This is a genomic window from Maridesulfovibrio ferrireducens (assembly GCF_016342405.1).
In the GTDB taxonomy this organism is placed as follows: domain Bacteria; phylum Desulfobacterota; class Desulfovibrionia; order Desulfovibrionales; family Desulfovibrionaceae; genus Maridesulfovibrio; species Maridesulfovibrio ferrireducens_A.
The window spans coordinates 19,691-45,548 of sequence record NZ_JAEINN010000008.1 but is presented as its reverse complement, the minus strand read 5'-3'; the positions used below and the strand labels follow the sequence as shown (position 1 = coordinate 45,548).

Below are 25,858 nucleotides of genomic sequence, written 5' to 3'. Positions count from 1 at the left end.
AAGGTTGGTAATATGCGGGTAAAAACATTCAGAGGAAGCAGCACTGCAACAGTCTTCGCCGAAATCAAAGCAGAATTCGGCGACAGCGCTGTAATCCTCAGTAATAAGTCAGTTGAGGAAAGTGGACGCAAAATCCACGAAATCATGGTCGGTGTCGAAGGTCAGGAAGCCCCTGTCCAGACACGGTCCACCAGAGACGACGTACTCGGGGATGCCATGAATAATATCCCCGAATGGAATCAGGAATGGAATCAGATAAAAGGGCATATGATGGCTCTTTTAAAACCGCAAATGAACTTGAATCTCCTTGCCCCCCGCCAACGCCTTGCTCTTGAATATCTTGAGCGTGAAGGAGTTGAAAGCAAGGTCATCATGAGTTTATTTCACGAACTTAGACAGGACCCGTCAAAAGCAATTCTACCTGTCCTTGAAAACATAGCCCCTGTCTGCTCTTTTGACGGAGGACGTTGGCCTCAAAAATTTCATGCACTCGCTGGCCCGCACGGAGTAGGAAAGACATCTACAATCATAAGACTTGCTCTTAAAGAAAAGAAAAACAATCCCGGAGCACGCATCTGTGTAGCTTCTGCGGATCAGGGACAAGGCAAAGGACGACTAGTACTGCGCCATTACGCAGACCTTTCCGGACTTGAATTTAAAGACCTTGCAACAAGAGAAGATTTTGCAACACTTATAGGCGAAAGTCATAAGTTTGACAGAATCTTTATCGACCTGCCCGGACTTTCCGGAAATGCGGAACTTGAAAGCTGGCTTGCAGTCTGCGGACTAAACGGAGCATGCGACATAGCTGTCCATCTTGTAATGAATCCTTACTTTGCCTCAGCGCAATATACAGCATTTTTAAAAAAATATAGATCTTCAAAACTCAAAAGTCTTATCTGGACCAAACTTGATGAATCCTGCTCTTACGGTGCACTGGTTAACACCTCTTTTGAAAGTGGACTGCCAGTATCCTTGCTCTCATACGGATCAGGACTGAGAAACAGCCTGAAAGGTGCTGTTGAAAAAGATTTCTGGAGACTTATCTTCAAACACCAGTTGCCAGAAAAGGATGAAGCTGTATTCGCTAAAGCAATTTAACCAGTAAGTTTTGATAAATCAGCTATTTTTGAACGATTTTGGGTGTGATACTCGTTGCATAAATGTCGCTAGCAACGTAAACAGTAAAGATTAAATATAAACAGGTGATGCAAATGAGTTCTAATCTTCCCATGGTCTTTTCGGTCACCTCCGGTAAGGGAGGCGTAGGCAAGACAAATATTTCTGTAAACTTGGCCTGCCATCTCAGCCGCATGGGCAAGAAGGTTTTAGTCTTGGATGCCGATCTGGGACTGGCAAATGTGGATGTACTTCTCGGAATAGCTCCTAAGTACAACCTGTTCCACCTTTTTCACGAAGGAACCAGCATCAGAGACGTTTTATATAAAACAGAATTCGGTTTTGATATCCTTCCTGCCTCTTCAGGAGTCAGTGATATGGTTTCTCTTTCAACAGGACAAAAGCTTGATCTGCTGGAAGCAATGGACCATTTGGAAGAAGAAATTGACTATCTTATTGTTGACACCGGAGCCGGTATCAATGAAAACGTATTATACTTCAACCTCGCAGTTCAGGAACGACTTCTGGTGCTGACACCGGAACCAACATCTCTTACCGATGCCTACGCACTTATTAAGGTGATGAAACTGAACCACGGAGTTGACAAGTTTAAAATTTTGGTAAACATGGCTCCTGATATGGTCACAGCTAAAGATATTTTCAAAAAGCTCTATATGGCATGCGATCACTTCTTAAGCGGTGTTTCTTTGGAACTAACGGGAGTAATTCCCCGCGACCCTAAAATGCGTGAAGCTGTCATTAACCAGACTCCTCTGTGCAAGCTGTCTCCTTCCAGCCCCGCATGCATAAAAATCGGGGAAGCTGCTAAAAAAATTACAACATGGAAATCAACCTCTGAATTAGATGGAAACATTAAGTTCTTCTGGAAAAAGCTTCTCTTCCAAGAACAGTCCGTGGCTTAAACTTGAGTCCGGGGCTACTGACTGGGAAGATTTTTCGTCCTCTGATCGTGAGGCAATAGTACGGCATTATTCTCCGAAGATCCGTATCATTGCACTCAGAATGAAAGCCAAGCTACCACAAAACGTGGAACTTGGTGAGCTCATCAGTGCCGGAAGCATGGGACTTGTTGAATCACTTGGAAAATTTCGTCCTGAACTTAAAATCAAGTTTGAAACTTATGCTGAAAGCCGCATAAAAGGGGCAATGCTTGATGAACTCAGACGATTGGACTGGTTTTCACGCGGCCTTCGCCAAAAAGTTAAAACCATTGAAAGCAGTATAAGAAACCTTGAACACGAAACCGGTGAAAAACCGACTAGTGAACAAATTGAAGAAGCTACAGGGTTTTCGGCAAAAGAGGTTCAGCAGGGCTTGGAAGCTCTACAAACTCAATTTTGCATAAGCCTTGACGCATTTAATGATAATATTCCTAGCAGTCATGATGCTCAGTTTGACAATGAGCCTTATCAGTCAGCTGTTTTTGAAGAAACAGTAGACAAGGTTGCAAATCTAATTGATAATTTGACGCCAAGAGAAAAGTTGGTATTATCTTTATATTACGGAGAGGAACTGAACATGAAAGAAACTTCTGAAGTAATGGAAATTACGGAAGGCAGAGTTTCTCAGCTTCACTCCCAAGCCTTGACAAAATTAAGAAAAATGTTCCAGGAAAAATATAGTACGGAACCCTAAGGAGAAACAAATGGCCATTGATTACTCTATGAAAGTTCTAGTTGTGGATGACTTCGCGACCATGCGCCGCATTATTAAAAATATCCTTCGTCAGATCGGTTTTACCAATATAGTTGAAGCTGATGACGGCACAACCGCATGGGAAATGCTGAATAAGGATGATAGCATTCAGTTCATCGTTTCTGACTGGAATATGCCACAGATGACCGGAATTGAATTTTTACGTAAAGTCAGAGCCAGCGAAGAATTTGCTGACCTGCCCTTCCTTATGGTTACAGCTGAAGCACAACAGGAAAATATCATTGAAGCTGTTCAGGCAAAGGTTTCAAACTACATAGTTAAACCCTTTACCCCTGACACTCTCGGTCAAAAAATTAATAAAATTTTTGAAAAATTATAATTTTTATTCAGCGGATATATTTATGTATCCGCTGAATAATTGTTTTTTCATTGAAACTGGTAGAAAAATCATTCTTAAGCGCAAAGACTTTAGCAAAGGGTTGCAAGCATGATCTTCCTCGCTATAGATGATATTGACGATTCCGAGGAGGAAACTCAGTCACCAGAAACCCCGAGCAAGGCAACCCAAAAAGTTGATCTGGATCTTGATGATGCTCCTTTTCTAGAAGATGAAGACGAAGACGATCTTCCAGACGAAGAACCACAAGAACTGGAAGCTCTGGAAGAAGAAACAACTAAAGAAAAAAGCTCTGGTTCCAAAAAATTTATTTATCTCGGAATTGGCATCGTAATTCTGCTCTTATCTCTAATTCTTGTTAAAGTATTTTTTTTCAGTGCCCCCCCCCCCGCAGAAGAACCAGCTCCGGTTGTAGAGAAAGTAGTAGAAATCCCTAAAGTAACAGAAGCGCCTCCTCCACCTCCAGAAGAACCGGGAGTCACGTTACTTAGAATGGACCCTTTCTGGGTTGAACAGAAAGATGATAAAGGACACATCCGTTTTCTAGTAGCCAGATTTGCGATGACAACCACTGATGAGCGAATTGTCGGTGAATATGGCCGAAAGACTCTGATTCTACGGGACGCGGTATACTACTACCTTAAAAATAAAGATTTACAGTTTTTATCCGATAAGAAGAATGCGGAGAGATTAAAAAAAGACCTGCTTATGGTTATAAACCAATATCTAGTTGCAGGCCAGTTCGACACAATTCTGTTTGAAAAATACCTTGTGAGGTAATTATATGCCCGGCCCTATGGACATGCCTCTGATCATATCGCAACTTGCGAACGTTCAAAAAATTTCCAATTCCGAAATCAGCAAGTCGGAATTGCAGCAAATGTTGATGATCAATCCAGCCGAACAGGAAAAAAATAAAGAATCGCAAAAACAAATACAAAAAATAGATAAAGACGAAGGGTCTAGTGCGATTCAAGATGAAGGTGGAAAGAATACTCGACAGGAAGCTAGGTCACAAAAAAGAAAAAATAAAGAACCTGATCCAGAACCGGAAGAAGAAACTCCTAAGGGCTCTCAATGGTCTGGTAACATTATAAACGTTAAAATATGATTAATCGTACTAACAACTGCGGATTACAAAAAAGCTGATTACTAATGACTATCTTTCTACTCATATTCTTCTCAATTACTGAGATAATTCTGCTCATTGCTATTATCTTCTTCTTTTTACGTCTCAAAAAATCTGAATCATTGCTAAATCAACTGCAATCCAAACAAGAAGAATTCATAAACAAGCTTCATTTCAATGCCCAACTTGAAAATGAAATTGTTTCCACTTTTGAGCAAAGACAGCTTGAACTGGCTCAGCTTGATCTCTTGCTTGACAATAAAACCAAGAAACTTAAAAAAATTCTTGCTCAAGCGGATGAATTCGCCCATTCGCCCCAATTCCTACGTCAAATAATTATTACAGGACACAAAGAGGGCAAACCTGTAAGCCGTTTAGCTAAAGCAACAGGGTTATCTACGGAAGAAGTTGAACTTATATTAGATCAATACAACTGACAGCTCTCATGAAAATTTCAAAATACGGCAGCGGACAATACGGTAACGATAACTCTAGATTATCCTCCAGAGCCACAGCTTTTCAAAAAAAATATCGCGTAGGTGAAATTTTAAAAGGCAGACTCTTGAAATGGGAACGGCAGACATTAGGCTGGGTTGAAATTAATTCTCAAACATTGCTGGCCGATATTTCTTCGTCACCTGTTCCTGGAGACACTCTGGCTTTTATAGTCCACCAGCTCTACCCCGATATAATTCTTAAAGAAATCGATCCCAATGATATAAGTGCCGAGGGACAATTTCTCAACCCTGTTGACATAACAAGACAATTTGTGACTAAAAGAGCGGCTTTTGAAGCTCAATCGCGAACTGTTATTAATAAATTTTATAGACAGGCTGAAGCAACTTGCCCGGACAAAGCTGAATCATTTTTAAAAATTATTGAATCGGACACTCAAAGCACTATTCTTCTTTTTGAAACACTTAAATGTGTCTCGCTACTTAATTCATCTTTAAAGACGGCAACTCTTCATTACATGCCTTGGCTGATGCCTATAGCTTTAAATCAGGAAATAGTTCTCAAGATAAAAAAAGATGAACAAAACCCTGACAATTCGTTCTATGAACTTTTTTACGCCTTCGACCTTTCCCCTTCGTCACCTATGAGATTCAAGATTATGTATAAAAAACCGCAATGCGGCTTTAAACTTCTTGCAGATTCTCAGGGCACAAGCTTGTTACTTTCTTCGAAATTAAAAGAATCTTTTCCTGAATATCTGGGTATTGAAAAGATTCCGGCATACTTTGCCGGAGGCTTCTTGTCAGATTTACTAGGTTCTTCTTAGCTAAATTACGTACTACTCTTTTTCTACCCGGAATACAGCCACGCCTTCTTCCAAAGTATCAACAGAAATTGAGAGTTGCTCGGTAATACTTACAAACTCCTCAAGAGCATCCTTAGTCTGAATCGATGTTTCACTTAACTGAAGCATTGCACTACTAATTTGCTCAGCTCCTTCGCTTTGGTTCTGCATTCCTTCATTAACAAAAGCAAACTGCGGAGTAAGTGAACGGACCTGATCCACAACTCCAGTAATTCCGCGACCAAGCACTTCAACATTACTAACCCCCGTTTCAACCTGCTGACGGAATTTATCCATTTCCATAACACCGGATGAAACAGCTGAAAGCATTTCAGCAACAATCTTCTCAATATCAAGAGTAGACATAGCCGTTTGATCTGCAAGTTTTCTAATTTCACGTGCAACTACGGAAAAACCCTGACCAAATTCACCGGCTTTTTCGGCTTCAATTGCAGCATTAAGGGAAAGCAGATTTATCTGTTCTGATATTTTAGAAATAGAAGTGACTACAGAACTGATATTAGCGGCCTTAGAATTAATTACTGAAAGCTTAGAAAAAATTCCTCCGGAAGCATCGCGCATGGTTTCCATACTTTGACTCATGACATCAAGATCCAGTAATCCCTGATCTGCCAGATTTCCTGTGGAAACCGCAACTTCCGTAGATTCATTCATTGTGCGGGCAAGTTCCTGAGACGTTGCAGATATTTCACGGGAAGTACTTCCAAGCTCCTGAGTAGCCGCAGCCTGGTTTTCAACAGCAACTTCAAGCTGTCCAATTGCAGAACCAAGCTTGAGTGCCGACCCAGTAACCATTTCACCTGACCGTTGAACCTGACTTACAAGCGAATTAAGAGTTATAAGCATTGTATGAAAAGATTTTACAAGATGGTCAACTTCATCAAACTTCTTATCTCCGCCCTCAATATTCTCGGAATTAATTATTTTCTTCAAATAATCTTGATCATTATTTTTATAAAATAATGTCTTAGCTTCCTTCAAATCTCCTCGCGAAACAAGAAAAGCTACTTTAGAAACACTCTGTATAGGCATACAAATTTTTCGGACAACATAATAAATAAAAACAATTGTGAACAAGAGAATGGCAAAACTTATACCACCCTGCTTCATAATCAAATTATTTACCGGAGCATGAATTTCTCTCAAAGGAACCGTTGAAGCAACATACCAACCAAGAGGAGCAAAATAACGAACAAAAGACTGCTTCTCAACTTCTGTTCCATCTCCGCGCAAAACTTTATAATTTAACTTCCACATCCCTTGTTTTCCGACATCTTTAAGATCATGCAATAAACTTTTTCCAGTATTCAGATTGACTGTATCCGCAAAATTAGGACCTGCACCTACAGGTGGGACTAATACTTTCTTATCATTATCAAAAACAAACAATCGTCCAGTCTCAGCTAAACGTATTTGCGAAAATCCTTTCTGCAAATCCTTAATGAGTTCTACTTTTTGAACTGCAACAGAGCTCTCAATGTCATCTACATATGTGCCTGTACCAATTATCCAATTCCACTTTGAAAACGGCTGGACGTACAAAATTTTAGGAACCGGTTCCTCAGAGCCCAATCTGGTCCACCATAAATTCAGAAACCCGCCCCCTTCAGTTGTTCCTTTTGAAATCATATCAGGACCAAACGAATACCCTTTCTGATCTTGGCTCTTAGATAAATTTCGCCCTTCAATTGAATTATCAGGATGAGCCAAAGAAACAAGATTCTCTGAATAGATAAAAAAATAATCATTATTAAAATACCTAGTAGTTCTTGCTAGATTATAAGCAGCCTCTTTAGCTTGAGCTTCTGTCAACACCCCTGATTTGTAGAGTGAATAATATGAATCAAGTTGCGCAATAAAAACACTCATTGCGTCTTTAACAGCCTGCTTGCGCTCCCGGTAGACATTATCCCGATAAACTTCAATCGCCTGCTTTCCTTCTTGAAGATACAATAAGCCCATACGAATTGTATTTCGTGCGGTACGCCCCTGTGCATTTAGCATGTCTTTTTCAAGAGTGCTGTCGATAAAAAACAGCATGATAACTGTTGAAATAATTACTACAACGGCAACCATATATGAAATTCTTGAGCTAATGGACCGGAACATAAAAACTCCTTAATATTTGCATCATCTATATAAGAACAAGCTGCATTTCTTTAAATCATCTTTAATAAATCTCAACCTTTAATTTTTATTATATTTACTCTTGCATCAAGTCGAGTCAAGCCCGTTTCTACACGCAATCACACAGATCTAACATAAAAAAAAGCCCGCCTAAAGGCGGGCTTAAAAGTAAATCCTATAATCTTAAAAGACTATGCCGGAACGGGTACGGCTTCCGGATAAACAGGAGAAAGATCTTTCTGTGCAACCTTGTCGTAAAGAGGCTCAAGCACACGTTCTTCAAGATAATCTTCCGCATTTGCGTAAAGATATTTGAGGAAAGAATTATTCAGTGCATGACCGGAAGCAAATATTTCAAATCTTCCCTGTAAAGGAGCTTCCATTACAGCCATATCACCAATAAAATCTAAAATTTTATGTCGTACAAACTCATCTACAAAACGAAGTCCGTCTTCATTCAATATGCCATAATCGTCAAGCACAACTGCGTTATCAAGCGATCCGCCGAGAGCAAGTCCGTTGGCATGTAGATATTCTACTTCCTTCAAGAATCCGAATGTTCTGGCTTTGGCCAGTTCATCAACAAAAACATCAGGAGTAATTTCAAGTGAGAGAGTCTGTCTTCCAATCTGAGGATGATCAAAATCAATAGTGTAATCAATCGCGAAACCGTCATGAGGATAAGCACGAACGTACTTCCCGTCCTGCTCAAAATTTATAGCCTTGGTAACAGCCATAACCCTGCGAGCTTTGGAAAGTTCCATGACTTCAGCCTGACGAAGAAGATATACGAAAGGCCCTGCGCTACCATCCATGATGGGCAGCTCATTGCCTCTGACTTCGATATGAATATTATCAATTCCCATTCCGCGCACAGCGGCGAGAAGATGTTCTACAGTAGAAACAGAATCTTTTCCATTTCCGAGAGTCGTTGCAAGTCCGGTTGCTACAACCAGATCAGGGTTAGGAGTAATAAAAGAACTTCCGACCCCGGTATGAAGTGAAAAAAGAATACCAGTGTCTTCAACAGCAGGCCTCAATACGATTTCCACCTGCTTGCCGCTGTGGAGTCCAATACCTTTGCATCTTACTGTTTTTTGGATAGTTGTTTGTAGCATAAGTTCTCCTCTGCCTTTAATTATGCAAGCTCAGTGCCAGAATAGTGACCACTTCTAATACTTTGATTTAAATGAATTTATTACATGATAAGATTTTAACATCACGCAACTGGTTGTTTTTTTACAACAAGATCAAACATACACTGTGGTATTTTTGCAACCATGCAACAACATTCAATTCTTTAGAGCTACAACAATCCGGTCGTGATTTGAAATATCAGCCAGCACTTCAACCTGCCCTGAAAAAGCAGCACAGGAGTCAAAAATTTTATATGCAGCCTCACCCTGAAGGTAACCTATCTCCATATACATACATCCAGCCGACTTTAATGCAGCGGCAATATGCGGAGCACAACCCTTTATCATTTCATCACCAAGCTCTCCACCAACAAGCGCGGAAACAGGTTCAAACCCGGCAACCTCATGACTGATCTCACCTAGTTCGGCATCACTTAAATAAGGCGGATTGGCAAGCACCAGATCAAAAATATCATTTTTAAAAACAGGCAGAGTGAAGTCCGCCTTAATAAATAAAACCCGGTCGTCCACAAAGTGCTTCTTTGCATTATCACGGGCAATACCGAGGGCGTCAGCACTTAACTCCATAGCAATCCCTCTTGCTTGGGGAAAAAGCTTAGCTATGGTCACAGCCAGAATTCCTGAACCGGTACCGAAATCCGCAAAAAGAAAAGCGTCATCTTTTTTAAAACGTTTTAAAACATGCTCAATAATTTCTTCTGTTTCAGGACGCGGTATTAAAACTCCGGCTCCAATTTTAAAATCCATCCCGTAAAATTCTTTTTCACCAAGAATATAGGCAACAGGCTCGCCTTTTGCCCTTCTGTCAACGAAATCATTGAACGCTGGAATTAAATCATCATTTACAGGGTTGTTCATTTCCATGATTATTTTCAATCGATCTAACTTAAAAACTTTTTCAGCCAGCAAGTGCGCGGATAAAGCCGGAGAATCTATTCCGGCCTCTGTTAACTTAAGATTGGCTGCGGAAAGAAGTTCTCTAAGAGTATTTTTTTTCATGCGATGATGCCTTTGTTTTAATAAATCTCAAATTTCTATAAAAAAAGCCCGCGCCCAAATTGGCCGCGAGCTTTAATTTAATAATATAAAGAGCAATAAAACAATCGCCCTTAATTCAGAAATCGTGACTAATCTGAAGCCTGATTTTTCAAGGCTTCTGATTGATAGTGATTAATAAGCGAATCAACAAGCTCGCTCATATCACCTTCCATGACTGAATCAAGTTTGTAGAGGGTCAGGTTAATTCTGTGATCAGTTACACGTCCCTGAGGAAAGTTATATGTACGGATTCGCTCGGAACGGTCACCGGACCCAACCTGTGCGCGACGGACTTCCGCCAACTCTGCATGCTGCTTATCCTGTTCCTGTTGAAGTAATCTCGAACACAAAACTTTCATAGCCTTAGCTTTATTCTTGTGCTGTGATTTTTCATCCTGGCAGATAACAACAAGCCCTGACGGAATATGCGTCAGACGGATAGCAGAGTCAGTAGTGTTAACACTCTGTCCACCGGGACCGGACGCACGGAAAACATCAACACGGACATCTTCAGTGCGAACTTGAACATCAACCTCTTCCGCTTCGGGCATAATAGCTACAGTAATAGCTGAGGTGTGAATACGTCCCTGAGATTCGGTAGCAGGCACGCGCTGAACGCGATGGGTTCCGGATTCATATTTCATCTTGCTGTAAATTTTCGGCCCGCTGATGGAAGCTATCATTTCCTTAAAACCACCGGTTCCGGTAGGATTGGAACTTAAGACTTCAACTTTCCAGCCATTCTGCTCGGAATAACGGGAATACATACGGAAAACATCAGCACAGAAAAGAGCTGCCTCTTCACCGCCGGTACCAGCCCTGATTTCAAGAATGATATTCTTTTCATCCATGGGATCTTTCGGCAGAAGCAACAATTTAAGTTCTTCTTCAAGAGCAGGAATTTTTTCTTTTATCTCGGAAATTTCCATTTCGGCCATTTCACGAATCTCAGGATCAGAATCTTTAGCCATTTCCTTGTTATCTTCAAGGTCGGCAGAAAGTTGTTTATACTCTCTAAAAACCCGAACAACCTCTCCCTGATCAGAGTGAGCTCTAGTTACTTTTCTGAATCTTTCCTGGTTATTATATACTTCAGGGTCGCTAAGTTCCTGCTCCAAATCCATATATGAGCGTTCGATATCTTCAAGTTTGGCAAACATCAGCTTACTCCTCCGTCTTCTTCAACAGCCTTTGCAAGAGCAGCCAAAGCAACCTCAATCTGATCAAGATCAGGTTCACTTGTAGTTAAAAGTTGCATACCTAGTCCAGGAAGGCACATGGCCCGGCAAAACAAATTATTTTCATGCTTACTTGACGCTTTAATCATTTCATAAGCAATAGCACTGACCGGAGCCATAAGAAGCAGCTTAATGCCGACAATATATAAATGTTTATATAAGAAAGTCTGAGGAGACCAAATAGCGAGCAGCAACGGAACCAGTATAGTGAACAGCAAAATGCTCACAACCAAAACAAACAACAAAAAAGCAGTCCCGCAACGAGGATGCAGTCTGCTGAACTCTTTGACCTTGCTTGGTGTCAGTTCACTACCGGATTCGTATGCCCAAATAGATTTGTGTTCAGCCCCGTGGTACTGAAAAACACGCTTGATATCAGGAACAAATGATATGGCTACAATATATCCAAGAAACATGGCCATTTTAAAAAAGCCATCCCAGACATGAAAACTAAGGGTATCAACATCACCGGAAATGCCCCACCACTTCATTAATACTGAAAAAAAATGTGGAAGAACTACGAAAAGTCCCAAGGCGGAACCCATCGCTATAATCATGGTAAGTATCAGATGAAAACTGGTCAGTTCTCCGTCTTCTTCGTCAAGAGCCTGAGTTGCGGAATAGTTGAGAGCTTTGACACCGTTGACCATAGTCTCAATAAAAATTGGGAAGCCGCGCAAAAAAGGTTTCTTCATAAACTCAGGAGTCATAGAAAACCAAGGACGTAATTCCACGGTAATCTCACCGTCAGGACGACGAACCGCAATAGCAAGCCTGTCCTTAGCCCGCATCATAACGCCCTCAATTACAGCCTGACCACCAACAGTCTTAGCTGCGGACATCAAAAGAGATGATTTCAAAGCGTTTCCTCTCTTAGGGATAAAATTCCCACTTAATTCAAGTGATTTCAGATTCAGATAGGATAATCACGCATTGGGAACAGACAAGGGGACAGCGCGAGATTTCCCAAAAAAAAAGACAATGCAGGCGGTAAAAAGTGAAAGCCCAACTTTAAAACAACGCGGGATTGTCGATTGGATACAAAAAAGCAACATGCCTCTGTCGCCCAAAAGCAACAGAGGCATGTTTACGCGGCAAAACCGCAAAAAAAGAACTAATTGCCTTTAACTTTGTCAGCAGCGTTGAAATCACCGAATTTTTTCTTGAAGCGGTCAATACGACCAGCTGCATCGATGAAACGCTGTTTACCTGTGTAAAAAGGATGGCAGTTTGAACAAATTTCAGTACTAACCTCTTCACCCAGTGTAGAATAAACATCAGACTCATATCCGCAATAACAGCGGACAGTTGCCTTGTAAAGTTTAGGATGGATATCTTTTTTCATGACTTACTCCTGTCTTTGTTAACCGTGGAAACAAAGCCCAATACCCCCACCGTACACAATATGCAAGGGATATCTGCTTTGATTGAAATTTTTATGTAGAAACGGCCAACAAGTCAACAACTCATATAAACAAAAAAGGCGGAGCCGTAAGGCCCCGCCTAAATATTCTGCTAAAAACCGGAAGCTATACGCAACCAGTAGGTTTAGGCAGACCAGCCATCTTACATGCTCCTTTACCTGGACCGGAAGGGAACAATTCATAGATGTGTTTCAGCTTGTAACCAGTAACTTTGGAGAGAATGCGAACCATAGGAGCGATTCCGTTCTTCTTGTAGTAATCCTGCAAGAAGTCGAGAACTTTCTGGTGTTCTTCATTCAGTTCTTTGATGCCTTCGCCTTCTTTACAATAGTCAACCCAATCAGGGCTCCATTCTTCAAACTTGAGGAGGAAACCGTCTTCATCAACTTCGAAGGACTGACCCATGAATTCTACGTTTGCCATCTGTGATACTCCTTAGGAATATTATGCTATTAAGCTGAAATGTGATTCAACGTTTGCCGAATCAACCATATCCAAAAACAGCGATCCGCTGTTTCACGACTTTTTAAGGAACAAAAAACCACTCTACGTTTTTGTTCATAAAGCGATAATCTCTAATATGCTTTCTTGTCAATAATGAACCCAAAAAATACGCATAAAAATTAGAACTATTTAACTTTAAGCAGTTGCTCAAGATGTGTTCTCGCATACTCAAGCCCAGGTTCAAGCTCAAGAGCTGTTCTTAAATATTCAATAGCTTCTTCGGTATCCCCCATAAACTTATGACATAACCCCAAATTGGCTAGATCAGAAGCCGAACCGCTATCTATAGCCAAAGCTGATTTAAAATCTTCAGCTGCAAGTGAATATTCTCCGGCTTTGAAATATGCAACTCCACGAAGATTGAAGTACTCTTTAGCCTCACTATCAAGCTCAACAGCCCGATCAAGATAAGGGAGAACCTCGGACCATCTTTCCTCTAAAGACATGGCATAGGCAGTATAAAACGCCGACAGGGCCTTCTCTTCATTGGCAGGCTGAACCTCGGTCGCCAGCATGAACATATCAGCAGCTCTTGATGTATCACCACCGCGAAGAGCCAGCATCCCTTCAAAGAAAGGAATGAAATAATCATCTTCATAAATATCTGAAATAACATCCAGACCTGCACCCGCAAGATCTATAGCGACTTTTTCGGACAGAATACGGCCCACAAAAAGCCCCAGACTTGCATACGGAGTGCGTTCCCTGAAATGGAAACCGGGAACAAAATTATAGTTCGCAGACACACCTAAGTCAGGATGAGTAGTATCTACTGTGTACAAAGTATACCCACGCTCATTCAGACCTGCGGCAAACTGCATCAGCTCTTCGTAGATATCAGCATGCTTTACGGACGGAAGACTGTCTAAAGCAACACGACAGCCTCTGGCAAGCCATTCAGCCTGTTCCAGATCAGTAAACTTAGGAAGTCCTGAAGCTTCATAGACTCGCCCGGTTTCAAAGTCCCCGGCAAGCTGGGCGACCTCAGTAAAAGCTCTGATTGCAGCCTTTGACGGACAGGAGGATGTTCCCGCTGTGAAAACAATCTCACTCATTCCGGGAAAAGTTGACGGATCCCAAGCAGTGACAGCAACCGTGGGTAGCGGCATTCCTAGAGAAAAGTCATTTATGATATATTTGATTCCGTTGTCTTCAAAACACTTGCAAAGCTTTGCCAGAACAGCGTCACCACATGAGGCAGGATCGATACATGGAACTTCACCCCTGTCACGATCAATAACCGCACAAACATGCCTTTCAACAAGCTCGCTACCACCTTGAAGAACAGATTCTTCCGGGGTATTTCCAGCCGAAGAACCATTAAATTCATTTAATATTTTAAACCAGTCCAAAGGAACATATTCCGTCTCTCCGGTCAGCACATTAAGCGCCGGATGAAAATGCCAGCGTACTAAATCCAGAATAACACGGGCTTTAGCCGGTTCCATTTCTTCGTCAACGGATTGAAGGATCTTTTCAATGGAAATAACTTTTCCGGGCCAAAGCTCTTCAGCTTCACTATATGTTGCAAGAGTGAAATTTTCGGAATTGCTCCAGAAACTGAAAAAGCTGAATCTTTCAACTAATTCCATCAATGCTGAGGCTTCTGCCTGCGCAACGGAAGCACCTTTTCCCATCTGTTTGCGTGTAGGCATAATATCACGTGCAGCAGGACCGCATTCGCTTATAAAAACAGGAATTCCGAGTCGTCCGGTGTCGATCTTACGAGTACATCCGAGCACTCCGTCACAATTCTTTTCCAGCAACTTCTTTACGCGGGAAACGGTTTCTTCAGGTGAAACAGCTTTATCCTGATCAGTTGTATAAACTTTAAGACAAGATTTAAGTTTAATCATTTTAGAGTGCTCCCATTCTTACAAGAGAAATAAGGGTTTTACCTTCAGTCTCATTTCCGGCAAAAGAAACTTCCTGCCGCATGAGGCGATAATTTTTTTGGGCTTCTTCAAAAAAGAGTCGGCCGGAGCGCTTCTTATCCATCGCAAGAAGAGTTTCCGAGCCATCATCTTTACTGAGGTGCTTCTCTATAAAATGATAAAAAGGAATTTGAATATTTTCCTGATAAAGAACTTCGCTACCTATGATATAATTGAACTTTTCATTCATTTCATCGCTGCAAAAATCTATTTTTTTAACTGAAATTTTATCATCCAGATTATTGCGCACAGCATTCAGGCGACAAAAAAGCAACGCATCGTCATCAACATCTGACAGTACGACATTATACCCTCTGCTGGCAGCTAAAAGTCCGCAAATACCTCCGCCTGCTCCGACCTCAAGAAAAGTAGCCTTTTCAACAGGCTTAAATTTAAGGAGATAAACGCCAAGGACCATCGAGGAAGGCCAAATCTTAGCCCACAATGGCAACTCTATTTTTTTACCGCCTCTGATCTTATCAATTAAACTATCTAAATAAGCGGGCATATCGACAACTTGAGCAATCTCGAGTTCTTTCCCACCAATTTTAACAGACTCAAATTTTATTGCACCAAATTTATTACGGGCAGCCGCAAGTAACTCATCAAATGAAGCCTCGGGCTTTAAAGCTATATTATTCAAGGATTTCCTCCTATGAAAGTTCGATTCTATTTTTTTGTTCACCAAAAAACAGACAAACAAATTCATTCCATTTTGGTATGAATAAGGTCTCTCTATGCCGAAAAGGAGTAATCATTAACACTCATACGGTCAACACCCTGCTTACCAATGAGCAAAAAAATGAAACTTATATATTATGAATAGACATAAAAAAAGGGTCGATCATTGCTGATCGACCCTGAACTCTCCTGGAGCGGGAAACGAGATTTGAACTCGCGACTTCAACCTTGGCAAGGTTGCACTCTACCACTGAGTTATTCCCGCGGATTGGAGGCGACATCCGGATTTGAACCGGAGAATGGAGGTTTTGCAGACCTCTGCCTTACCGCTTGGCTATGTCGCCTTATAAAAAAATGGAGCGGGAAACGAGATTTGAACTCGCGACTTCAACCTTGGCAAGGTTACACTCTACCGCTGAGTTATTCCCGCTCACGAAAAGCGAAACAGAAGTTAACCTTTCGGCTAATACCTGTCAACTACTTTTTTATTTTTTTATAACATTCTCTTTAAGTTAAAACTGCTTAGCCATGTTCAATGCAGTTTAAAACTTAAATCGAAAAAATTTCAATGAACTAATTGCGTCAACCGAGAACAGCTTTTAGGACGGCCTCAAAGTTTTGTCAACCGATTTAGATTTTTAATTTATTTATATTTTTAATAACATTTACTCCGGTTTCACTTTACTTTCACGTCGTCTTTGGGATAAGACCTTTCATCTTTAAAAAGCTTAGCGTTGTCGAGGTAATTACTTAAATTAAACTTCTCCAAATGGGAGGTTAATGATATGGACCAGAAAGAATTAGCATTTTTCCGCGATGCCCTGAATAAAAATCTTGATGAGATTCTACAAAAAGGACAGGAAACGATTGAAGACATGACAGAGTCCGGTGAAACTTACGCCGACCCTGCTGATCGTGCTACAGCTGAATCCGACAGAGCTTTTACTTTGCGACTACGAGACAGAGAACGTAAATTGATCAAAAAAATTCAAAAAGCGATCAAGCGCATCGATGACGGGGACTTCGGTTACTGTGTTGCATGCGGCGATGACATCTCAATTGCTCGCCTTAAAGCACGACCTGTAACAACCCTTTGCATTGCATGCAAAAGCAAACAGGAAGAGGAAGAACAAAATCGGGGAGAGTAATCTCCCGGAATACATATAATGGACGCGCACTTCTTTCATGCCCTTGTACTCGAACTTGAGAAAAATCTTAATGGGCGAAGGGTTGAAAAAATATTTGCTCCCGCAGACGGGGTATGGACACTTGCGCTCCAATCTACGGGTGGAAAAGAATTCTTATTATTCAGGCCCGCCAAATCGGTGGGCCTTTTTTTTCTTTCAAAGGTAAAGCCGCTTAACCCGGCAAACCCTACCGCCACTGTAATGTGGCTTCGAAAAAGACTTTCAGGACGAAGGATTTTTGAAGCCCACCACGACTGGACCAACCTGCGTGTCGCATTTTCCCTTTCTCCGGGAAGAGAACCCAGCAAATACAGGTTCCTTTTATTTGATATAAAAAAGGGAATATCCCTGATTCACGAATTACCCCAAGACTTCGGCCTTCCTGTCTTTTGGCCTTCTTATGCTGACATTCAGGACACTGCAGAAATCTGGAAAGAATTCCCGCATATTTCGCCCCCTCTTCGCAAGGCACTAAAAAAACTCACACCTCCAGAAGCTCAAAAATTGCTTGATACTCTGAAAAACGGTGCGGCTAATACTTTTTACCTTTCAACTGACGGTAAAAACGAATTATCCCCTCCACGCCTCTGGCCGGACGAAAACTCAAACCAGCAAATATTTTCATCAGCAATAGAAGCCTCTTCAGTATATGGAGAAAAAGTTTTATTCCCCACAATGGAACGGCTCGAAAACTCTGAAGATAAAAATGCTCTTAAGTCCAGTAAAAAGAAATTCAAAAAAATAATGAGTAGAATTGAAGAAGAAGAGGACAGGCTCCGCAAACTTTTAAGCAGAAAAATCGAAGCAGAAGCTCTTCAAGCTGAGATGTACCGCCTTAAACCGCTAAGAGAACTTGATAAGGTTACTGTCACACATCCTGAGCACGGAAAAATGGTCGTGAAGCTCGATCCTACTCTGACTCCGGCAGAAAACATGACTAAAATTTTCAAGCTTTCAGCCAAGGCTCAAAGGGGCCTCAAACATATGGAGCGGCGGAGAGGTGAAGTTGAAACTCAGCAGGAAGAATTCCTTCACGCCAATTTAATGCCACCGTCAAGCAAAGACAGGCAAAAAACTAGCCTTGAAATTCCTAAAAAATATAAAGATATCGCTGTTGCTCTCTTTGTTTCCTCAGATGGATTTCTCATGATCAGGGGTAAAAACAGCAAAGCAAACCATGACCTGCTCAGCAAGGCGGCATCTGTTTTCGACTACTGGTTTCATGTAGAAGGCGGGCCTGGATCACATGTTATATTGAAAAGAGATCATCCCGGCCAGGAAATACCGGAAACAACATTCAAAGAAGCCGCAACGCTTGCAGCGCTTAAAAGTTACCGATGCGATGACTCAAAAGCGGATATAATGTGCGCGCTGGTTAAAGATGTTCGTAAAAGAAAAGGAGCTGCTCCGGGACAGGTAGTAGTCGACAATGTAAGCCGAACTCTGCACGTAAAAGTAGACCATTCGCTTGAAGAGTCTCTGGCGAAAAAATAACCGCAATTTAAAAAACTATATTCAATTCAAACTAAGCCAGTTTAGAAACAGAAGCCTGTTCAAGCATTGTAAGAACCATATTCTGTTCCTTCGTCAACCGCTTTGCTACACTCTCCTGCACAGCCCCAGTGGATGAAGCAAACTGCTCCTTACGCTCACCATATATCTCTTTAACTAGATTAGCTGGAAAGCCTTTTTCTGTTGCCTGCGAAGACAGCTTATCGAGTGCCCGTGAAATCAAATTTGATGCCCCTGTAGCCCCGTGCTGAACAGACGTACTCCAGAGTACTTCACGAAGCGGTCCCGGCAAATTATTAATATCAATTCCAGTCTGCGCAAAAATCTTTTTCGCTGCTGGGTCATAATGACTATTGCGTATGAAATCATGCTGCAATTTTTCAAAACCGGCTGAATCTTCTGCGGCTATTTTACGCCATTCATCAGGCATATGACCATTTTTAGATCCCGTATTTGCAGGACCGGATTGTTCCAGTCTTTCCGCAACATGCGGAGCTTTATCCTTCAGAAATTCAATAAACTTGTCCATTGTACCGGTATTAGATGCAATTTGATATTTTCCGTATGAAGTTCCGCCCACACGATCATATCCAATGGCAGAAACACCTTTGGCACCTGATTCAAATTTTGCGGATAAATCTCCGACAACATCCGGCATGGACATATTTTTGACAGAAGTAACATCAAACTGATTAGAAATATTGCTGTATGGATTGTTGGTAAAAGGAGATGAACCTCTACCTTCATTTTTCTGTAAACCTTTAATCGAGTTCAAGGCTGTCAAAGCTTCAAGCATCAGGGCGTTGTTCATAACCCCCATATCCATCCCCTGCGCGGAATAACCTTCGCCATCCCGCCCTTCAGAGAACATACGCCCTGCCATTTCCATTTCCATATCAAAAGATCCGGCTTTATTTTTTAAAGCTGCAAGATTAGGTGTACCAGCCCCCGCAGCGGTTCCTGAGGAATTCCCCAGCACCTTCATTACAGTTGCGATATTATCATTAATATTGGTCATGGTTATTCCCTCTGTCAAAAAAATATTATTTCAACAATAGGTTTGCACCAAGTATACCAACATTGAAAACAGTTTAAATTCCTTACTTTCCCTTACCTTTTTTATCTTTGCCTTTCTTGTCTTCCCCCCTTTTGTCTTCACCGGAAGCAAACAACTCACGTTTCCGCTTTTCAAAGACAACAGCGGCTTTAAAAGCTGACAATGCTAAAGCCAGTATGCTCAAAATAAGGATCATTCCTTTCTGGAATTCCCACTTCTGACGAATAATCATATCAATTAGGAAGTTCGATTGAACATTGGTCGAATAATAAATAAGCAAAGGAATACAAAGCAATGCCAGACCTAAAAAAATAACTTCAAGCCATATAAAATTCCTGCCAAGCAGCATGATGAAAAGAGTTGAATCCCGCACAACTCGCAGAGTAACCAATCTGTTTTTTAGTTTTTTAAGTCTATCTTCAATCTGAAGAAGATATTTCTGAGTTTTTCTGAAAGTTTCGGCCACATTTAAATGCTGTGACTTGATCCAATAAATCTTTGTAGCGCAATAATTAAAATCCGCATAAAATTCCGTAAGCAATTTAGGGAACGGAAACCATGACGCTTCTCCGCGAATTTCTTTAAGATGCTCTCTGAAAAAATCAACTTTCTTATTAATAACTTTAATTTCGTACTCAACCCTTTTTTCAATTTCACTGGTAAGAGTCTCAACTCCGGAGATAAGATGCCTAAAAGCCACATAATTTTTAATTTTAGCAAGGCGGCCCATTCTCTCCATAAACTTTTCGGCATCCTCAGCGAACTCATGACCTTCCTCAAACCATTGAGATATGTCAGAGGTAAGAGAATCAATCCCGGAGGCAACTTGTTTTGCCTCGGCCTCGGCTGTTTCCCATAATTCTCCAAGAGATTGCAAAATAATCAACCTACCCCGGTCGAGCTCAGGGTCAATCACTATTCTATTAAAATAATTAGGATCTTTCGAAATAATGTCTTTAAAATAACTAACAGCCTGCTCTGAAAAACCCATTTTAACCATACAGATTGCTCTGCGATATTGAGGTTCCAGCCAGTTAGAACAAATACCAAAAGCTTTTTTATAAGATGTGCTTGCTGCCCCGAATTCACCGGATACTTCTTGTAGTCGAGCCTGTAAGTATATGAAATAAGCTTGTTGCAAAGGAGAAAAGCTTAACCTTTCAGCTTCCTGCCAATAAAACTCTGCCTGCTCAGGCTCGTTCATTTCCAGCTGAATAAACCCCATTAAAGCTCGGGGTTGATAACCGCGACTGAATCGAATCATAGCATTTTTTACCAGAATTTCAGCATCGTTTAAGTCTCCGCTGACTAATGATTCAAAAGCTGACCAGATCAATTCCCCTTCTTCCGGGCCTTGCTCAGTTATCCCGTTAGGCCATTCTTTTCCCCGGGAACGCCAGACCAAATATAATGTACGTAACTGAGAGACCGAATTGATGGAAAAAAGAGCTTTACCGATTATATTTTCATAACTGCTCCCGCCTTGTAGAATTTTTTTAAATTCTGCAACAACATCTTCTTTACCCTGCATACCGACATCAATATTCTGAAAACCTTCCGTAAATTTTTCACTATCTATCGCTGCAAGCTGCTTCCAAACATTTGGATCGACTCCTTGCAATGTTCTACTCGGACACTCCGATGGAATATGATTTTTCATCCCGCAATAAAAACAATCGTCATGTTCACCGATAGAGACTCTACGGGAGATAGTCACTTCAATAGAGTCTGACCCACTATCTTCAACACCTTTTTTAAGGCTTACATGACACCATCCTTCCAAGCTTTCCTGCTCACTTCCGAATCTTACTTCATTAACAGCAAAATCCTTCCCAAGAAGGTAGGCATCCCGATATCTTAAATGTGGGCAATCAGGAGTAAGCTTATCCCAATCAAGATTAACCTTTCGTACAACTTCTTCATTAAAGCTCATCCCTTTCTGAGGAACAAGAGCCATAACAGATGGCCAGTAACTGATGTCCTCTCCTTCCTGATTTCTGACTCTGTTTATAAGAACCAAAAGATCTTTCAGAAAAGTTCTAAGCAAAGACAAAGACTTAATAGGAAGTATAACCCGCACTTCAGAAGTAATATATTGAACTCCGAGTCTTTGTAACAACACTTGTATTTCAGATAAAAAAGATCTCCATCCTTTGATAAAAGCCTTATCCGAAGGATTTCCCACAGGAATTAAAATAAAATACCAACTCTGAAGAGACTCATACCCAAGCCCTTGATCAGGTATTAATTTAAGCCAGCCCGACTTTGATAGACCACTTGGAGATCTTTCCTCTTCAAGGTTTAAACCGGAAATAGTCTTAACCTCAGCACTTAACTGTGGATGAATCAATACTTCAAACTCAGTAGGCAGTGCAGTCTCTTGATTCGTAAATTCATCCGAAACATTCAATGAAAGATTTAAATTATAATCTACGAGCAAAGTGGTCGGCATTAACTGGGTAAAGACAGGCATTGGATTAAGTTTTGACCATATCTGCAAACGCGCCAGCACCCGGAATACGTCATCACTGAAAAAGAACCAGAAAGCCTGATTTGTTCCTTCCTTCATGAGCATCCCGCCAAAATCACTCATACTACGCGAAACAGAGTCGTCGAGAGTACCTCCCCACACCATCCATACGCCGTAACCGCGATTAACCATACGAGAATGGCTGACAACGGGAAGATTTTCAAATAAGCTGGCAATCTGATACAAAACAATAACTCCTTACTCACCGGAGAGATTATGGACATTTCGAAAAAAATTTCTGAACTTAAACAAGACCCCGAATTTGCTAAAAACGTTGGAATGATTCTGGTTCACAACGGAATTGTCCGCGGCTGGTCCCGCGGTTCACGCGAGGAAGTTTCCGGAATCGAAATCAAAGCTGACCATGAAAAAATTGAACAGCTCCGCGCTGAATACGAAAAATCACCGGGTATCTATAAAATTGTCGTCGAAGCACATGAAGGAACATTTAAACCCGGCGATGATGTTCTTTTCATTATCGTTGCCGGTGATATTCGTGAAAATGTTAAAGCCTGTCTTGCAACAATGCTCGACAGAGTAAAATCCGAAGCTTTCACCAAAAAAGAAATAATGGCCTAAACTGATTGTTCAAAAGAGATCCGATAACTTGTGTTTTGCAAAGCAAAAACGGGTCTCTTTTGGGCAATCTTACTTTAAACAGATATTATTTGATCAGGAAGAATATCTGCTGGACTTACACTCTGCCCTTCTAAAACATTTTTTACCATTTGTTCAACCTTCTCAGCCTGCTCCAACTTTCCGCGCTTCCTGCATCCGCCCACAAAATAACTAACTTTGCGCTGCAATTCTACTTTCGCCAGTTCAAGCTCGTCCAGACTCAACTCATTGCTGTGCAGCAATTTTATAATAGAATAAATTCTGTATAAATCAAAACAGCCGACACTGTTCGTGAGTTGATCGGGGCGTCCTCCATACTTAATGGTCAACCGATCTTCCAACAGACCGACCGGAAATTTAAACCCGGACCTGATCCAAAGATCATAATCTTCACAAGCAGGCATATTCTCATCAAACGGGCCGACGCTATCCCAAAACTTCTTGCTGAACATAGCACATGACGGGCTGATTAAACACGTTTCAAGAGACTTATCAAAAAACATGCCTTCAGGTTTCACATATTTTTTACTTTGATTCACCCGCTTTTCATTGCGCACCCAAATTTCATTAGTCTGACTTATATCTAATTCTTCAGACTTCATAAATGCAAGCTGCATTTCAAGTTTTTTAGGCAACCACTCATCGTCAGAATCAAGCAAAGCTATATACTTTCCTTTTGATTCCTTTATAGCAAAATTACGTGCTGCGGAAACGCCTCTATTTTCTTGAAACAAGACTCTCATCCGCACATCAGTAAATTCTGTAAGCACCTGCACCGTATCATCCGTCGAACCATCATTCACTATCAAACACTCAAAATCAGTGAAGCTCTGTACTAAAGCGGAACGAAGAGCACGGCAAAGCAGTTCCGACCTATTGTAAGTTGGTATAATAACAGAAATTTCAGGAACCGAATTATTTTTATCAACCGACATTCACATACCTTTTTTTAAAAAAATCTTTATAATTCAAATTGTCAGGTGTACATACTATTAAGAAACGATATAAGACCTGTGACGGATATAGTTCGATAAACATTATTAACGGATAATAAATTGCCTATAATATTGCTTATCGACCCTTTTTACTTGACTCTTTAGTTAACGGATTGTCATTTACTTTCATGCGAATTTTTCAAGTCATAAACGTTCGATGGTTCAACGCAACCTCATGGTACGCCCTATACCTCAGTAAACTACTGCAGGACGCCGGGCACGATGTTCTTGTCATCACCGTTCCTGATACAGAAACGGAAGAGAAAGCTCTCGAAATGGGACTTAATGTTGAAACAATTGATTTGAATTCAACGCACCCTATAAAACTTGTCAAAGCATGCGCAAGAGTTCTTTCTCTCGTTCGCAAGCATAAACCTGATATCGTAAACTGCCACAGAGGAGAAGCTTTCTTCTGGTGGGGATTTCTCAGGAAAGCAGGTCTTGGCTTTAAACTCGTAAGAACCCGCGGAGACCAGCGTCTTCCACGAAACGATATACTTAACCGCTATCTGCATTCAAATATTGCCGACGCTGTTGTCGTAACAAACAAACGCATGGCTGAACATTTTCTAAAAAAAATGGAATTAGCCGAAAATAGACTCTGGCTCATACACGGCGGGGTCGATACTGATAAATTTAAGTTCAATCAACAAGGAAGAAATGAAATCCGCAAAAAGTACGGATTCACCGACGATCAAATTGTTGTCGGCCTTCTTGGCAGATTCGACAGAGTAAAAGGTCAGCATGAGCTCATAAAAGCGATTGCAAAAGTTCGCCAAAACTCTGAGAACGACAATATAAAATTATTTCTGATGGGCTTTCCGACGGCCACGAGCAGACACGAAATAGACTCATGGTTAAATGAAAATAACATTGCCGACATTACTGAAATAAGCGGTAAGTGTGAGAACATTTCAGCATGTATTTCAGCGATTGATATTGGTGTGATTGCTTCACTCTGGTCCGAAACCATCGCAAGGGCAGCTCTTGAAATTATGGCTTGCCAACGCCCGCTAATATCTACCTCAGTCGGAGTAATGCCGGACCTGCTTCCCGAAGAAGCACTGGTTGAACCACAAAATGTTTCCGCCATGGCGCTTAAACTGAAAGAAGTGATCAGCAGACCTGAAATGAAAAAAGAATTACTTGAAACTCACGCTAAAACAATGTCGCAGCTTTCAGGATCTGACTTTTTAAAGCGCACTCTGACTCTTTATCAGGGAACACTTACAAAGAACTCTTAGCTCATTTTAAAATAAGAATATTTATTCAGGTCCGAAAGTTGACCGAATGCTATCCAGTTGCACAGCAACTTCATAAATTGTACGGGCATACACCATTGAATGATTATAGCGATAGATAACTTTTAGTTTTTTCTTTTTGCTGAGCGAGCTTTTCCAACCATGCTTTTTCAAAAAATTTGCCATGCTTTCGAGGGCATCGTCCTTACTGAACAAATCTACCCGGCCATCCATATCCCCGTCAACAGCATAACTGATTGCAGTCGTCGGCATGAACTGACAGATACCGAAAGCTCCGTATGGTGACCCCGGTATTTCCGACGGATTAAGAGAATTAGTGGAAGAAAATTTTAAAAGAGCTGACAGCTCCTTATAAGCCCAATCAGCCTTCTGCTTAGTTCTTTTTTTAAGCCATACCATATCCTCAGGACCAAGATCAGAATGCCCCAGCTCATCAAAAAACTTCATAGGATCCGGACTGGCAGCCATATTGGCAAGGTTGCTAAAGGCAGGCGAATTGCCGAGGGTATGTCCAAGTTTTGTTTCAACCAGCAGCAATGCGACTAAAACAGAGGGAGACACCCCGTACTTTTTATCTATTTTAACAAGAACTTCGAAATTTTCACGCAGATATGAATAAGCTCCGGCGAGAAGAATCGGTCCCACATATCTATCATCATATTCTTTTTCACGGGCTATTTTTTTAGCCGATGGCTCGAATCTGCGATGAAGCAGAACTTTCATCTTTCTTGTCATCATACCAGAATCATATTTAATTGTTCCGGCAGAAAAAACCGTATCTATATATTCTCTGTTAAACCCGTCATTGACCAGCCTGTCCTTTAATGGCGCCCAAGCATCATAATCTGCCGAGCTTGAAGCAAGACTGCAAACAACACCGCAAATCATAAACAAAAAACAAAGAACAAAAATGATCATCGGCTTTTTAAGCTTTAAAGTCATAAATCCTCA

25 protein-coding genes and 3 tRNA genes are annotated in these 25,858 nt (G+C 41.1%); 12 read left to right on the top strand and 16 right to left on the bottom strand.

Going from position 1 to position 25,858, the window contains the following annotated elements:
- The first annotated feature begins 12 nt into the window (after positions 1 to 12).
- The 8 genes from JEY82_RS10125 (at position 13) to JEY82_RS10090 (ending at position 5,604) form a co-directional block, all read left to right on the top strand.
- Positions 13 to 1,101: a flagellar biosynthesis protein FlhF gene (locus JEY82_RS10125; RefSeq protein ID WP_304085281.1), complete on the top strand. Its 1,089-nt coding sequence runs from the start codon at positions 13 to 15 to the stop codon at positions 1,099 to 1,101.
- Between the two features lie 113 nt (positions 1,102 to 1,214).
- On the top strand, positions 1,215 to 2,042 hold the full coding sequence (locus tag JEY82_RS10120; protein WP_092159151.1) for a MinD/ParA family protein: 828 nt from the start codon (positions 1,215 to 1,217) through the stop codon (positions 2,040 to 2,042).
- On the top strand, positions 1,984 to 2,775 hold the full coding sequence (locus JEY82_RS10115) for a FliA/WhiG family RNA polymerase sigma factor (RefSeq protein WP_304085280.1): 792 nt from the start codon (positions 1,984 to 1,986) through the stop codon (positions 2,773 to 2,775). The genes JEY82_RS10120 and JEY82_RS10115 overlap by 59 nt, the downstream gene beginning before the upstream one ends.
- 10 nt (positions 2,776 to 2,785) lie before the next feature.
- A complete protein-coding gene (locus JEY82_RS10110) occupies positions 2,786 to 3,175 on the top strand; it encodes a chemotaxis response regulator CheY (protein WP_092159155.1) in 390 nt (129 codons plus the stop codon).
- A 108-nt stretch (positions 3,176 to 3,283) separates the two neighbouring features.
- Complete coding sequence (locus tag JEY82_RS10105) at positions 3,284 to 3,973, top strand: flagellar basal body-associated FliL family protein (protein ID WP_304085279.1); 690 nt, start codon at positions 3,284 to 3,286, stop codon at positions 3,971 to 3,973.
- A 4-nt stretch (positions 3,974 to 3,977) separates the two neighbouring features.
- Positions 3,978 to 4,304, top strand: coding sequence for a hypothetical protein (locus JEY82_RS10100; protein ID WP_092159159.1), 327 nt, complete (start codon positions 3,978 to 3,980; stop codon positions 4,302 to 4,304).
- 44 nt (positions 4,305 to 4,348) lie between these two features.
- On the top strand, positions 4,349 to 4,759 hold the full coding sequence (locus JEY82_RS10095; RefSeq protein ID WP_304085278.1) for a hypothetical protein: 411 nt from the start codon (positions 4,349 to 4,351) through the stop codon (positions 4,757 to 4,759).
- An 8-nt stretch (positions 4,760 to 4,767) separates the two neighbouring features.
- Positions 4,768 to 5,604 (top strand): hypothetical protein, encoded by an 837-nt coding sequence (locus JEY82_RS10090; RefSeq protein ID WP_304085277.1) that lies wholly within the window; start codon positions 4,768 to 4,770, stop codon positions 5,602 to 5,604.
- A gap of 12 nt (positions 5,605 to 5,616) precedes the next feature.
- Here JEY82_RS10090 and JEY82_RS10085 read toward each other — a convergent pair whose 3' ends face one another.
- From JEY82_RS10085 to JEY82_RS10030, 12 genes are all read right to left on the bottom strand, one after another.
- Positions 5,617 to 7,752 (bottom strand): methyl-accepting chemotaxis protein, encoded by a 2,136-nt coding sequence (locus JEY82_RS10085; RefSeq protein ID WP_304085276.1) that lies wholly within the window; start codon positions 7,750 to 7,752, stop codon positions 5,617 to 5,619.
- A 209-nt stretch (positions 7,753 to 7,961) separates the two neighbouring features.
- A complete protein-coding gene (gene lpxC, locus JEY82_RS10080; RefSeq protein WP_304085275.1) occupies positions 7,962 to 8,888 on the bottom strand; it encodes a UDP-3-O-acyl-N-acetylglucosamine deacetylase in 927 nt (308 codons plus the stop codon).
- Positions 8,889 to 9,062: 174 nt separating this feature from the next.
- A complete protein-coding gene (prmC, locus tag JEY82_RS10075; protein WP_304085274.1) occupies positions 9,063 to 9,926 on the bottom strand; it encodes a peptide chain release factor N(5)-glutamine methyltransferase in 864 nt (287 codons plus the stop codon).
- Between the two features lie 128 nt (positions 9,927 to 10,054).
- Positions 10,055 to 11,125, bottom strand: a complete 1,071-nt coding sequence (gene prfA, locus JEY82_RS10070) for a peptide chain release factor 1 (protein ID WP_304085273.1) — start codon at positions 11,123 to 11,125, stop codon at positions 10,055 to 10,057.
- Positions 11,125 to 12,045, bottom strand: coding sequence for a DUF1385 domain-containing protein (locus tag JEY82_RS10065; protein WP_304085417.1), 921 nt, complete (start codon positions 12,043 to 12,045; stop codon positions 11,125 to 11,127). The genes prfA and JEY82_RS10065 overlap by 1 nt, the downstream gene beginning before the upstream one ends.
- A 272-nt stretch (positions 12,046 to 12,317) precedes the next feature.
- Positions 12,318 to 12,548, bottom strand: a complete 231-nt coding sequence (gene rpmE, locus JEY82_RS10060) for a 50S ribosomal protein L31 (RefSeq protein ID WP_304085272.1) — start codon at positions 12,546 to 12,548, stop codon at positions 12,318 to 12,320.
- A gap of 184 nt (positions 12,549 to 12,732) precedes the next feature.
- A complete protein-coding gene (locus JEY82_RS10055) occupies positions 12,733 to 13,050 on the bottom strand; it encodes a TusE/DsrC/DsvC family sulfur relay protein (RefSeq protein ID WP_092159174.1) in 318 nt (105 codons plus the stop codon).
- 206 nt (positions 13,051 to 13,256) lie between these two features.
- Positions 13,257 to 14,987 (bottom strand): YcaO-like family protein, encoded by a 1,731-nt coding sequence (locus JEY82_RS10050; protein WP_304085271.1) that lies wholly within the window; start codon positions 14,985 to 14,987, stop codon positions 13,257 to 13,259.
- 1 nt (position 14,988) lies between these two features.
- Positions 14,989 to 15,708 carry a methyltransferase gene (locus JEY82_RS10045; protein WP_304085270.1) on the bottom strand — a complete coding sequence of 240 codons (720 nt, stop codon included), beginning with the start codon at positions 15,706 to 15,708 and terminating at the stop codon, positions 14,989 to 14,991.
- 228 nt (positions 15,709 to 15,936) lie between these two features.
- A tRNA-Gly gene (locus JEY82_RS10040) sits at positions 15,937 to 16,011 on the bottom strand.
- A gap of 4 nt (positions 16,012 to 16,015) precedes the next feature.
- A tRNA-Cys gene (locus tag JEY82_RS10035) sits at positions 16,016 to 16,090 on the bottom strand.
- Between the two features lie 11 nt (positions 16,091 to 16,101).
- Positions 16,102 to 16,176, bottom strand: a tRNA-Gly gene (locus JEY82_RS10030).
- Between the two features lie 355 nt (positions 16,177 to 16,531).
- On the opposite strand from JEY82_RS10030, the gene dksA reads away from it, so the two are divergent.
- Both dksA and JEY82_RS10020 read left to right on the top strand, forming a co-directional pair.
- On the top strand, positions 16,532 to 16,894 hold the full coding sequence (gene dksA / locus JEY82_RS10025) for an RNA polymerase-binding protein DksA (RefSeq protein ID WP_304085269.1): 363 nt from the start codon (positions 16,532 to 16,534) through the stop codon (positions 16,892 to 16,894).
- Positions 16,895 to 16,912: 18 nt separating this feature from the next.
- Positions 16,913 to 18,427, top strand: a complete 1,515-nt coding sequence (locus tag JEY82_RS10020; protein ID WP_304085268.1) for an NFACT RNA binding domain-containing protein — start codon at positions 16,913 to 16,915, stop codon at positions 18,425 to 18,427.
- Positions 18,428 to 18,458: 31 nt separating this feature from the next.
- On the opposite strand, the gene JEY82_RS10015 is transcribed toward JEY82_RS10020, so the two are convergent.
- Both JEY82_RS10015 and JEY82_RS10010 read right to left on the bottom strand, forming a co-directional pair.
- The gene (locus tag JEY82_RS10015) at positions 18,459 to 19,463 is read right to left on the bottom strand and encodes a hypothetical protein (protein WP_304085267.1); all 1,005 of its coding nucleotides are present in this window, start codon (positions 19,461 to 19,463) and stop codon (positions 18,459 to 18,461) included.
- An 82-nt stretch (positions 19,464 to 19,545) separates the two neighbouring features.
- Positions 19,546 to 22,218: a M48 family metallopeptidase gene (locus tag JEY82_RS10010; protein ID WP_304085266.1), complete on the bottom strand. Its 2,673-nt coding sequence runs from the start codon at positions 22,216 to 22,218 to the stop codon at positions 19,546 to 19,548.
- Positions 22,219 to 22,248: 30 nt separating this feature from the next.
- On the opposite strand from JEY82_RS10010, the gene JEY82_RS10005 reads away from it, so the two are divergent.
- A complete protein-coding gene (locus JEY82_RS10005; protein WP_304085265.1) occupies positions 22,249 to 22,611 on the top strand; it encodes a molybdenum cofactor biosynthesis protein MoaE in 363 nt (120 codons plus the stop codon).
- A gap of 74 nt (positions 22,612 to 22,685) precedes the next feature.
- Here JEY82_RS10005 and JEY82_RS10000 read toward each other — a convergent pair whose 3' ends face one another.
- Positions 22,686 to 23,585 (bottom strand): glycosyltransferase family A protein, encoded by a 900-nt coding sequence (locus JEY82_RS10000; protein WP_304085264.1) that lies wholly within the window; start codon positions 23,583 to 23,585, stop codon positions 22,686 to 22,688.
- 188 nt (positions 23,586 to 23,773) lie between these two features.
- On the opposite strand from JEY82_RS10000, the gene JEY82_RS09995 reads away from it, so the two are divergent.
- Positions 23,774 to 24,889: a glycosyltransferase family 4 protein gene (locus JEY82_RS09995; RefSeq protein WP_304085263.1), complete on the top strand. Its 1,116-nt coding sequence runs from the start codon at positions 23,774 to 23,776 to the stop codon at positions 24,887 to 24,889.
- A gap of 21 nt (positions 24,890 to 24,910) precedes the next feature.
- Here the strand turns inward: JEY82_RS09995 and JEY82_RS09990 are convergent, their stop codons facing one another.
- The gene (locus JEY82_RS09990; RefSeq protein ID WP_304085262.1) at positions 24,911 to 25,849 is read right to left on the bottom strand and encodes a lytic murein transglycosylase; all 939 of its coding nucleotides are present in this window, start codon (positions 25,847 to 25,849) and stop codon (positions 24,911 to 24,913) included.
- Positions 25,850 to 25,858 lie beyond the last annotated feature (9 nt).

Excerpts from the sequence above, each read along its gene's own strand:
- JEY82_RS10125 (WP_304085281.1), top strand. The coding sequence starts at position 13 with ATGCGGGTAAAAACATTCAGAGGAAGCAGCACTGCAACAGTCTTCGCC.
- JEY82_RS10120 (WP_092159151.1), top strand. The coding sequence starts at position 1,215 with ATGAGTTCTAATCTTCCCATGGTCTTTTCGGTCACCTCCGGTAAGGGA.
- JEY82_RS10115 (WP_304085280.1), top strand. The coding sequence starts at position 1,984 with ATGGAAACATTAAGTTCTTCTGGAAAAAGCTTCTCTTCCAAGAACAGT.
- JEY82_RS10110 (WP_092159155.1), top strand. The coding sequence starts at position 2,786 with ATGGCCATTGATTACTCTATGAAAGTTCTAGTTGTGGATGACTTCGCG.
- JEY82_RS10105 (WP_304085279.1), top strand. The coding sequence starts at position 3,284 with ATGATCTTCCTCGCTATAGATGATATTGACGATTCCGAGGAGGAAACT.
- JEY82_RS10100 (WP_092159159.1), top strand. The coding sequence starts at position 3,978 with ATGCCCGGCCCTATGGACATGCCTCTGATCATATCGCAACTTGCGAAC.
- JEY82_RS10095 (WP_304085278.1), top strand. The coding sequence starts at position 4,349 with ATGACTATCTTTCTACTCATATTCTTCTCAATTACTGAGATAATTCTG.
- JEY82_RS10090 (WP_304085277.1), top strand. The coding sequence starts at position 4,768 with ATGAAAATTTCAAAATACGGCAGCGGACAATACGGTAACGATAACTCT.
- JEY82_RS10085 (WP_304085276.1), bottom strand. The coding sequence starts at position 7,752 with ATGTTCCGGTCCATTAGCTCAAGAATTTCATATATGGTTGCCGTTGTA.
- lpxC (WP_304085275.1), bottom strand. The coding sequence starts at position 8,888 with ATGCTACAAACAACTATCCAAAAAACAGTAAGATGCAAAGGTATTGGA.
- prmC (WP_304085274.1), bottom strand. The coding sequence starts at position 9,926 with ATGAAAAAAAATACTCTTAGAGAACTTCTTTCCGCAGCCAATCTTAAG.
- prfA (WP_304085273.1), bottom strand. The coding sequence starts at position 11,125 with ATGTTTGCCAAACTTGAAGATATCGAACGCTCATATATGGATTTGGAG.
- JEY82_RS10065 (WP_304085417.1), bottom strand. The coding sequence starts at position 12,045 with ATGTCCGCAGCTAAGACTGTTGGTGGTCAGGCTGTAATTGAGGGCGTT.
- rpmE (WP_304085272.1), bottom strand. The coding sequence starts at position 12,548 with ATGAAAAAAGATATCCATCCTAAACTTTACAAGGCAACTGTCCGCTGT.
- JEY82_RS10055 (WP_092159174.1), bottom strand. The coding sequence starts at position 13,050 with ATGGCAAACGTAGAATTCATGGGTCAGTCCTTCGAAGTTGATGAAGAC.
- JEY82_RS10050 (WP_304085271.1), bottom strand. The coding sequence starts at position 14,987 with ATGATTAAACTTAAATCTTGTCTTAAAGTTTATACAACTGATCAGGAT.
- dksA (WP_304085269.1), top strand. The coding sequence starts at position 16,532 with ATGGACCAGAAAGAATTAGCATTTTTCCGCGATGCCCTGAATAAAAAT.
- JEY82_RS10020 (WP_304085268.1), top strand. The coding sequence starts at position 16,913 with ATGGACGCGCACTTCTTTCATGCCCTTGTACTCGAACTTGAGAAAAAT.
- JEY82_RS10015 (WP_304085267.1), bottom strand. The coding sequence starts at position 19,463 with ATGACCAATATTAATGATAATATCGCAACTGTAATGAAGGTGCTGGGG.
- JEY82_RS10005 (WP_304085265.1), top strand. The coding sequence starts at position 22,249 with ATGGACATTTCGAAAAAAATTTCTGAACTTAAACAAGACCCCGAATTT.
- JEY82_RS10000 (WP_304085264.1), bottom strand. The coding sequence starts at position 23,585 with ATGTCGGTTGATAAAAATAATTCGGTTCCTGAAATTTCTGTTATTATA.
- JEY82_RS09995 (WP_304085263.1), top strand. The coding sequence starts at position 23,774 with ATGCGAATTTTTCAAGTCATAAACGTTCGATGGTTCAACGCAACCTCA.
- JEY82_RS09990 (WP_304085262.1), bottom strand. The coding sequence starts at position 25,849 with ATGACTTTAAAGCTTAAAAAGCCGATGATCATTTTTGTTCTTTGTTTT.